The organism is Bradyrhizobium sp. NAS80.1 (genome assembly GCF_001908205.1).
Taxonomy (GTDB): domain Bacteria; phylum Pseudomonadota; class Alphaproteobacteria; order Rhizobiales; family Xanthobacteraceae; genus Bradyrhizobium.
On the sequence record NZ_LGHL01000320.1, the window covers coordinates 1 to 7,868 of the forward strand.

The window sequence follows — 7,868 nt, forward strand, 5'->3', positions numbered from 1 at the left end:
ATCTGGCAGCGTACGGTGTCATGCTGGCGCTGGCGCGACGGGCGCGGGAAGGCGGCAGCTATTCAGTGCACGTCTCGCTTTGCCAGTCAGCCATGTTCGTTCAGCGACAGGGTCTGCTAAGCGATTTCCGGGGGGCAACCGGTCGCCTCACCGAGTCGGAAGTTGAAGCGCACTATGTTTGCTCCGAGACATGCTACGGTCTGTTGAGGACGTTAGGCCCTGCCCTGCAGATGTCGCAGACGCCATGTCATTGGAGCCGGCCAACACCCGCACTCGGCAGTGATCGACCGGAATGGCTCCCTCGCGAGGCGGCATCGTCATGTTGACAAGGTCAGCTGATTACTTCTTACGCTGCGCCGACGCATCCGGAGTCGGACCGCGGCATGCGGTCGGATTGGGCTTCCGTGTGCCCGCTGTTCGAGGGCATGTGCGATCCAGCCAACCGATCGCCCCAGCGCGAACAGCCCGAAATGCACTTCCGCGCGGCAGACCGAGGAAGCGGCAGACCGCGACGAGAGCGAGGTGAATCGTCGGCTTCTCGCCGGTAGACCGTGCGACGGCTTTGATTGGAGACGCGGCCAGCGGCAAACGCGAGAGCAGCGCCGCGGCGCGAGGATCACCATTCTGGAATCACGGGATTGACCTTCCCCGGCATGATGGAAGAGCCCGGTTGCATGGTTGGCACAAGGCGCCTGCGGACAAGGGCTGGCCTGCGTTGGATTCAGACCGCATCGACGGGGGTCAGACGACCGCCGATATTCCGATATTGTCGCGGCTGAAGAGGCGTAGTGTTTCTTCTGCCGCGACGGTCATTTGTGGAATGATCATGCCGGCGTGGGCGGCCGCGGCCGGTCAGAGTTTCTTGCAGGTACGATTGACCAGCTCGATGAACCAGCGCAGCGCCGGGTCGGCCACGGCGCGACGTGTGTGGAGCAGGTCGATGGTGAAGGCCTCCACATCATAGGGAACCGGAGCGATGGACACGCCCGCGGTTGCGGCGAACCGGCGTGCGATGCGTTCGGCCATCGTCGCCACGAGATCGGTGCCGGCGACCGCAAACGGAACCGCGACAACATGCGCGAGCGTGATGGCGGTCCGGCGTTTGCGGCCATGCCGGGCGAGCATCGTGTCGATTGCGCCAGGGTGCCCGTCGCCTCCAGCTGAAGAAAACAGCGCGTGCGGAAGGCGCGTGTAGTCGTCTCTGCTCAGCCTGGCTTTCCGCTTGGCGTGCCTGGCGTCGCGGATGCAGACGAAATTCTCTTCGAACAGCATGCATCGCGTGATGCGCGTCGAGGCGGGAAGATAGCCGCCGATCAATGCGTCGACGTCGCCGTGTTCGAGGCTTGCAACGCTGGTGGCGGCGTCGATGATCGGGCGCACCACGAGATCGATTCCGGGCGCCTCGCGGCGCAGCGCCGCGACCAGAGGCGGCACGACGACCAGGTCGCCATAGTCGGTCACCCCGATGACGAGGCGGCGCTGGGCACTCGCAGGATCGAACGCTGACCCGGGCTCCAGCACGCCCCTGATCTGCCCCAACGCATCGCTGATCGGTTGCACCAGCGCCAGCGCCCTGGCTGTTGGTCGCATGCCGGACGCCGTGCGCACGAAAAGATCGTCGCCGAACAGCACACGCAACCGCGTCAACGTGCTGCTCATGGAGGGTTGGGCGAGGCCGACGCGCTCGCCGGCGCGGGTCACGTTGCGCTCCTCCATCAGCGCCTCGAAGGCGACAAGGAGATTGAGATCGATGGACGCCAAATTCATTTGGCCAATGATAGTCATAGCAATAATCTATTTCAACAATATCGCGAGCTGCTCTAGAGCGAGATGATCTGATTGGACGAGGCCTATGCGATCCTCACTCCTGCGCCTCATCCCGCGCGGACCGACATTGCTGGCGTTGGGCGTGCTGCTCGGGCTGGCGTGCCCGGCCCTGGCGGACTTGGCCCGCCCGCTAATGCCGGTCACCATCTTCGTGATCGTGCTCGGAACGCTGTTGCGCATCGATGGTCACGCCGTCGTCGCGGCGCTGCGGCAGCCGTCGCTGTCGGTACTCTTGCCGGCTGTCGTCATGATTGCTTGTCCGCTGGCGATTGGTCTTGCCGGTCATGCGCTCGGCCTTGCGCCGGAGCTCGCGCTTTCGATCGTGCTCGCGGTCTCGGCGCCGCCGTCGAGCGGCACGGCCGCGGTGGCGCGCATGCTCGGGCTCGACGGCGCCGTGCCGCTCGTGGTGACGGTATTGTCCATGGTGCTTGCGCCAATCACCGTACCTGCGCTTGCCGGCTGGTTCGGCGGGCTTGAGATCAGTGCGCTCGAGCTCGCATTGCGGCTGATGCTGTTGATCGGCAGCGCGGAGGGGATTGCCTTTCTGCTCCGTCGGCACGCAGCGCCGGTGCTGGCGGCCCATGGTGGCGTGGTTGATGGGACTATTGTTGCGGCGCTTCTTGTCTTCGCGGTCGCTACCATGGCCGGCGTTCGCATACAGATCGCGGCCGATGTTCCGGCCGCGACGCTCTGCCTCGCGCTTGCGTTCGCGTGTAATATCATCCTTCAAGTTGGGGGGGCCGCGTTGCTGCCGGGCACTCTCGCCCAGCGCCTGACGGTTGGGCTCATCCTCGGCAATCGTAATGTCGGGCTGGTCTGGTCGGCGCTCGGCGCTGCCGCCTCGCCACGCATGGCTCTGTACTTTGCCGCGACGCAATTTCCGATCTACATCCTGCCGCGCCTGATCGAGACGCTGATCAGCCGCAACAAACGAAAGGCCAGCGCATGACCACGTCCCGTCTCACCCGCGAGCACGCCGCGAATTTTGCCGGCATCGCGCTCGGCCATGTCAGGCGCGAATATCCCAACAACCTTGACCATTCGCTCGCCGAACCCGCGGATGCCCGCACGCCGAGCCAGCTGCACCCGATCTTCTACGGCAGCTACGACTGGCACTCCTGCGTCCACGGTTACTGGATGCTGGCGCGTTTGCTGCGCCGCTTTCCGGATCTTGCAGCCGCGCCCGACATCCGTGCGCTATTCGACGCGCAGTTTGTCCCCGACAAGGTCGCCGCCGAATGCGCTTATTTTGCCCGTCCGACGGCACGCGGCTTCAAGAGGCCCTATGGCTGGGCCTGGCTTTTGAAGCTTGCGACTGAGCTGGCACTGCAATCCGACGACCGTTGGAGCCGCAATCTCGCGCCGCTGGCCGAAGTCATCGCGCAGCGCTTTCGCGACTTCCTGCCGCGTGCGACCTATCCGGTGCGTGTCGGTACCCACTTCAACACCGCATTCGGCCTGCGCATGGCCGCCGACTACGCCGAGAACAGAAACGACGAAGGGCTGGCAAAACTGCTGCACGAGACCGGCCTGCGCTGGTATAGCGAGGATCGCGATTGCGCGGCCTGGGGAGAGCCGAGCGGCGACGATTTCCAGTCCTCGGCGCTGATCGAGGCAGAGTGCATGCGGCGCCTGTTGCCGTCAGATGCATTCCTGCCCTGGCTCGACCGGTTTTTGCCGCGATTGTCCGAGCGGCAGCCGGCGACGCTATTCCGGCCCGCGTCGGTCAGCGATCGCGCCGATGGCAAGATCGCTCATCTCGACGGCCTCAATCTCAGCCGCTCCTGGTGCTGGCGTGCGCTCGGCGATGCCTTGCCGGCAGACGACAAGCGGCGCGCCATAGCTCACGAGGCGGCGCAGGAGCATCTCGCTGCGGGCCTGCCACACCTCGCCACTCACTACATGGGAGAGCACTGGCTCGCGAGCTTCGCCGTTCTCGCGCTCGACGACGCGGAATGAGCAGTACTCTCCGTGTCAATCATTCGGCAACGACGATCAGGCGACGTCGCGGCGCATGTGTGACGTCAGTATCACCTGACGGGATCGAGGCCAGCAGCGAGCGCGTATAGGGCTGCTGGGGATTGTCGAAGATATCGGTGAGGGTGCCGTGTTCGACGATGCGTCCGCGGTGCATCACCGAGACGGTATGGGCGAGCTGGCGCACCAGCGCCAGGTCGTGAGAGACGAACACATAGGTCAAGCCGAGGTCGGCCTGCAGGGAGAGTAAGCACCTCGACGATGTCGGCCTGGACGGTGACGTCGAGCGCGGAGGTGGGCTCGTCTAGCACGATCACGTCGGGCTTGAGCACCAGCGCGCGGGCGATGGCCACGCGTTGCCGCTGGCCGACTGACAGGGATCCCGGTCTGCGAGAGAGCAAGTGCTCGCCGAGTCCGACGTCGGCTAGGGCCTGGTGCACGCGTTCGTCGCGTTCCCTGCTTGTGCCGATCTTGAACCGGTCGAGCGGCTCGCGGATCAGTTGCTCGACCTTCCAGGTCGGGTCGAGCGAGGCGAAGGGGTTTTGTTCGTCGATCGTCCTTGACCGGATTTAGCTCGTCAGCCGGCTTGCCTTGTCGAGCATTGAGATCAAGACATGAACTGGGTGGCGAGGATGTGGGTGCCACAGCCAGCCACCCGGTCCCGCCGTCACCGACATAGCTCTTCGGATCCGCTCGGGCCAGACGGCAACCCTCCGATCACGGTACGAGGATCGCAGCGAACGCCAAGGCGATGGGAAGCAACCCGAGACCGATCGCGCCCGCTCTATCAGCCATCGCTTTGTCGAGTAGCGGTTTGGATGGGTGACGCATGACCCCACCAGCAGCCCCAGTACTGCAGCGACCTCAGCGTGCACCCGCTGTCGGAAATGTGCTGGGGCTTTTGCAATCATTTGGCGGCACGCGGCCGCCTCGCCGGTGCGTTATTCCGGCCCGGCGGTATCGGTGGTTGCGCCTCCAGGATTTTAACTTACTGGGGAACCATCCAAGTCCGGGGATGATTGCGTGCAAACGGCGGCTTTTGACGAACTACAAAGGATCGCCGTCACGGTCGATCCATCGGCAGCGAGTGCACCGGATCGAAAGTCGTTTCCCGAAGCAGATTGACGGCCGATGGGACACTCGAGCGCCTCGACCGACTCTCACTTTCTGAACTGCATGACGCAAACTGAAGACTTCGGTACTCGATGGTCAAAGTACGGATTGAGCAGAGCGACGAGCGGGAGCAAAACTTAGCGAGTTTCGTCTGTTTCGGCGAATTTGCGAGCTCCGCGACATTCTGGCAAGTCTCGATATCGACGGCCACCAACACCGCGAGGGATGTGCCATGATGACGAGCGCAGTTGCGTCGACCGGCGCGGCTCTTTCTGAGCCTGGCGCAAATGTGAGCATCGCGCCATAAGCAATCACCGCCTTCGGCCGCTACGGCGAAGCAGCTTCGGTCCGCCGACAGTTGTTGCCCCCTCAGACGACGGAACGAGCATGATACCAAACGCAAACGCTGGAGGACATCACGGCATGCGGAAGTTCTTATCTGTAAGCCTCACAGGTCGCGCGCATTTAACCTTGTTCACGAAGCGCGACGGACTCCGTTCGATCTATCCGGGCGGCAGCACGACCATCCGAAAATTGCTATCTCGCTTGATGTGGCTGACGTCTACGATCGGCCCCGCCGCTTTGCTTGGAGCTTCATCGGTCTCCTCCGGCGAGCGCATACAAAATGACGGACCGCATCTCTACGAAGTTTCGCAGGTCCTGATGCGAGCCTACAACGCAGACGACGTCCAGGCCATCCAGTCCTTGTTGTCGCCGAAACTTGAAAAATTGTATGATCGACCCGCGATCGAAAAGGTCCTGTCTGCCTGTCGCACAAACGTCCTGCCGAGCATCGTTCGGACCAGCTTACCCGCTTCGGGCACACGATTCTACGGATTCTTCGCAGTCTACGGCGAGGCCCACACGACATCGATGATCCTAGAGATTGATCCAAGGAACCGAATCATCTTCTGGGCCATGGCAGACGAGGTTTTGAACGGCGATTTTCGGTGCGCGCTAAAAGCGCTTAACTGAAGAGGTGACGAGGATCGGCTGCGCCTTTTTTCTTTGGCGGTTTGGGGCGCTCGATAGTTGGCCAAATCTTAAATGACCTCGAAGCTGAATCGATGGGGATATGGCCGTGACGGCATGAACTCGATCGAGCGCCAACGATACCAGCTCACTCGCAAAATCGAGGGTTGCATTCCAAGGATTCTTCTGACTGTGATGAAATGTCTAAGCTATTGTTTTTGTACGTTTGCAGAGCTGTTCATGCCAGGCTATCCTGAGTGCGCAATCCTTGATTGCACTCTTTGCAAGCTGAGGCTCTTTGGGGCCCCTGATCAAGGCCGCTGGGCGTGGGCCAACATCCGCCGAAAAGCAATCGCAACGATCCGATCTGCTTCGGCCCGTACCTCTATCGTGCTCGCAATCAGGTCGAACGGTTCTTCAACAGGATCAAACAATGTCGTCGGGTGGCGACGCGCTACGACAAGCTCGCCGCCAACTACCTTGCCTTAGTTCAACTCGCATCTATCAGACTATGGCTGGCTACGCGTTACGAGTCCGCGCCCTCATTTAGACTTGCTCGTACATTCGCGGCCCGCCTGACTTACGGTCAACAGACGGGTAGCGAAGGCGGCTACGCTGCGCGCCGATAGGAAACAGCGCTTCCGACGTAGTGGATTTGAAGATGTAGCGGACCTCCGTTACCATCTTTCCCCACACTGCTTTGACCTGGTTTGGATAGGCCTTTTCCCTGAGCAGGGCGTTTAGCCGGCCTGCTATCTCCACGGCTGCACCACCGGGGCGCCCGGATCGCGGAACACAGTGACCGTCTCTACCAGGTCTCTGATGGCTTCTGCGGCCTCTCCGTCGCCCGCACTGACACCTTTCCCCAGTGCTTCTTAAAGCCGACCGAGTTGCTCCTCATACCGTTTGAGAATGGCCGGACGCAGCGCGACATCCTTCTGGGCGGGCAGTTCGCTCTCCAACTCCTCCGACATCCGCTTTCGTTCGGCGTCTAAGGCACTCGATCGCGGTCCGAGAACGGATGGATCGCCATGTCCTTTTGCGATCGCATCCACCAGTCGTTCGATTTCCCGGTTTAATTGCCCAAACCGCTGCTCAAGGCGCTGCCGTCTTGCATGGGATGTAGCTGCGAGGCGCTTCCCCTCATCGAGATAGGTGCGTATGTATTCCGAAATAACCTTTGGCGGCCTTTAGCCCGCTGGGGACAGCACTTTCGACCGTATCCAAATAGAAAGTCTTGGCGTCAGGACACGTGCCACTCTCCGTCGCCGCCGAGCAGCGAATACGAACCCGCCCTGATTTGTCCCGCCCATTGGTTGCCATACCCTAGCCACATGAGCCGCAACGGAGCAGGCCAGATAGCATCCGACGAGGCCGGCGTTGATGGCTGGGATGGGTGTGACTGCGCTCCTCTTTGCATTGCTGAGCAGCTATGAACAGTTCTGGACTGACAATTGCAAGATGAGGCTCATCAGCAACCTGCCAGTCACTCTTGGGATTCGGTCGTGATAGGTGCTTTCCCGAGTCGGGATCTTTCACCATCCTGACCTCGTTCCAGACGAGGCGCCCTACATAAAGCTCGTTCCGCAGAATGCCGGCACCCCTCTCGAGATTGCCATTGATGGTCGAGGCATTCCATGCGCGCCCTCGCGGAGGTGATACCCTCTCCTTGTTGAGATCGTGCGCGATTTCGCGAAGCGTTCGACCGTCCAGGTATTCCTGAAAGATACGCCGGATCACTTGTGCCTCCACTCGTCACACTCGTTCTCTGAGAGGAGAGTGGCGAAAGCTGTCGTGATTAGTGCCGCTCGAAGTTGTCGAGTTGAGAACCGCGGCGGCCACGCGGACTGCCTCAGCCGAGATAACCTTTCAACCCGTCCCAGAGCAGCTTGACGGCCGTGATCGTGAGGAGTGCGTAGCAGGCGCGGTAAAGTTGAGCCTGATCGAGCCGTTGATGAAGATGCCAACCTGCCCAGACG

General features: G+C 61.6%; 6 protein-coding genes and 2 pseudogenes. 4 read left to right on the plus strand and 4 right to left on the minus strand.

The annotated features are described in order from the left end of the window. Nucleotides 1-616 precede the first annotated feature (616 nt). Nucleotides 617-685, minus strand: a complete 69-nt coding sequence (locus AC629_RS50855; RefSeq protein WP_502693116.1) for a lyase family protein — start codon at nucleotides 683-685, stop codon at nucleotides 617-619. A 167-nt stretch (nucleotides 686-852) separates the two neighbouring features. Beyond that, the gene (locus AC629_RS42570) at nucleotides 853-1,785 is read right to left on the minus strand and encodes a LysR family transcriptional regulator (RefSeq protein WP_245332184.1); all 933 of its coding nucleotides are present in this window, start codon (nucleotides 1,783-1,785) and stop codon (nucleotides 853-855) included. Nucleotides 1,786-1,852: 67 nt separating this feature from the next. On the opposite strand from AC629_RS42570, the gene AC629_RS42575 reads away from it, so the two are divergent. Together AC629_RS42575 and AC629_RS42580 are read left to right on the plus strand one after the other, a co-directional pair. After that, nucleotides 1,853-2,776 (plus strand): hypothetical protein, encoded by a 924-nt coding sequence (locus tag AC629_RS42575; protein ID WP_084810596.1) that lies wholly within the window; start codon nucleotides 1,853-1,855, stop codon nucleotides 2,774-2,776. Further along, the gene (locus AC629_RS42580) at nucleotides 2,773-3,786 is read left to right on the plus strand and encodes a DUF2891 domain-containing protein (protein WP_084810597.1); all 1,014 of its coding nucleotides are present in this window, start codon (nucleotides 2,773-2,775) and stop codon (nucleotides 3,784-3,786) included. The genes AC629_RS42575 and AC629_RS42580 overlap by 4 nt, the downstream gene beginning before the upstream one ends. 19 nt (nucleotides 3,787-3,805) lie before the next feature. On the opposite strand, the pseudogene AC629_RS42585 reads toward AC629_RS42580, so the two are convergent. Next, nucleotides 3,806-4,349, minus strand: a pseudogene (locus AC629_RS42585) (ATP-binding cassette domain-containing protein); the annotation flags it as partial. A 991-nt stretch (nucleotides 4,350-5,340) separates the two neighbouring features. Here AC629_RS42585 and AC629_RS42590 point away from each other — a divergent pair. Then, on the plus strand, nucleotides 5,341-5,892 hold the full coding sequence (locus AC629_RS42590; protein ID WP_084810598.1) for a hypothetical protein: 552 nt from the start codon (nucleotides 5,341-5,343) through the stop codon (nucleotides 5,890-5,892). Nucleotides 5,893-6,213: 321 nt separating this feature from the next. Beyond that, nucleotides 6,214-6,425 (plus strand): annotated as a pseudogene (locus AC629_RS50860) (transposase); the annotation flags it as partial. 790 nt (nucleotides 6,426-7,215) lie between these two features. Here AC629_RS50860 and AC629_RS49570 read toward each other — a convergent pair. Further along, a complete protein-coding gene (locus tag AC629_RS49570) occupies nucleotides 7,216-7,641 on the minus strand; it encodes a recombinase family protein (protein ID WP_349531681.1) in 426 nt (141 codons plus the stop codon). Nucleotides 7,642-7,868 lie beyond the last annotated feature (227 nt).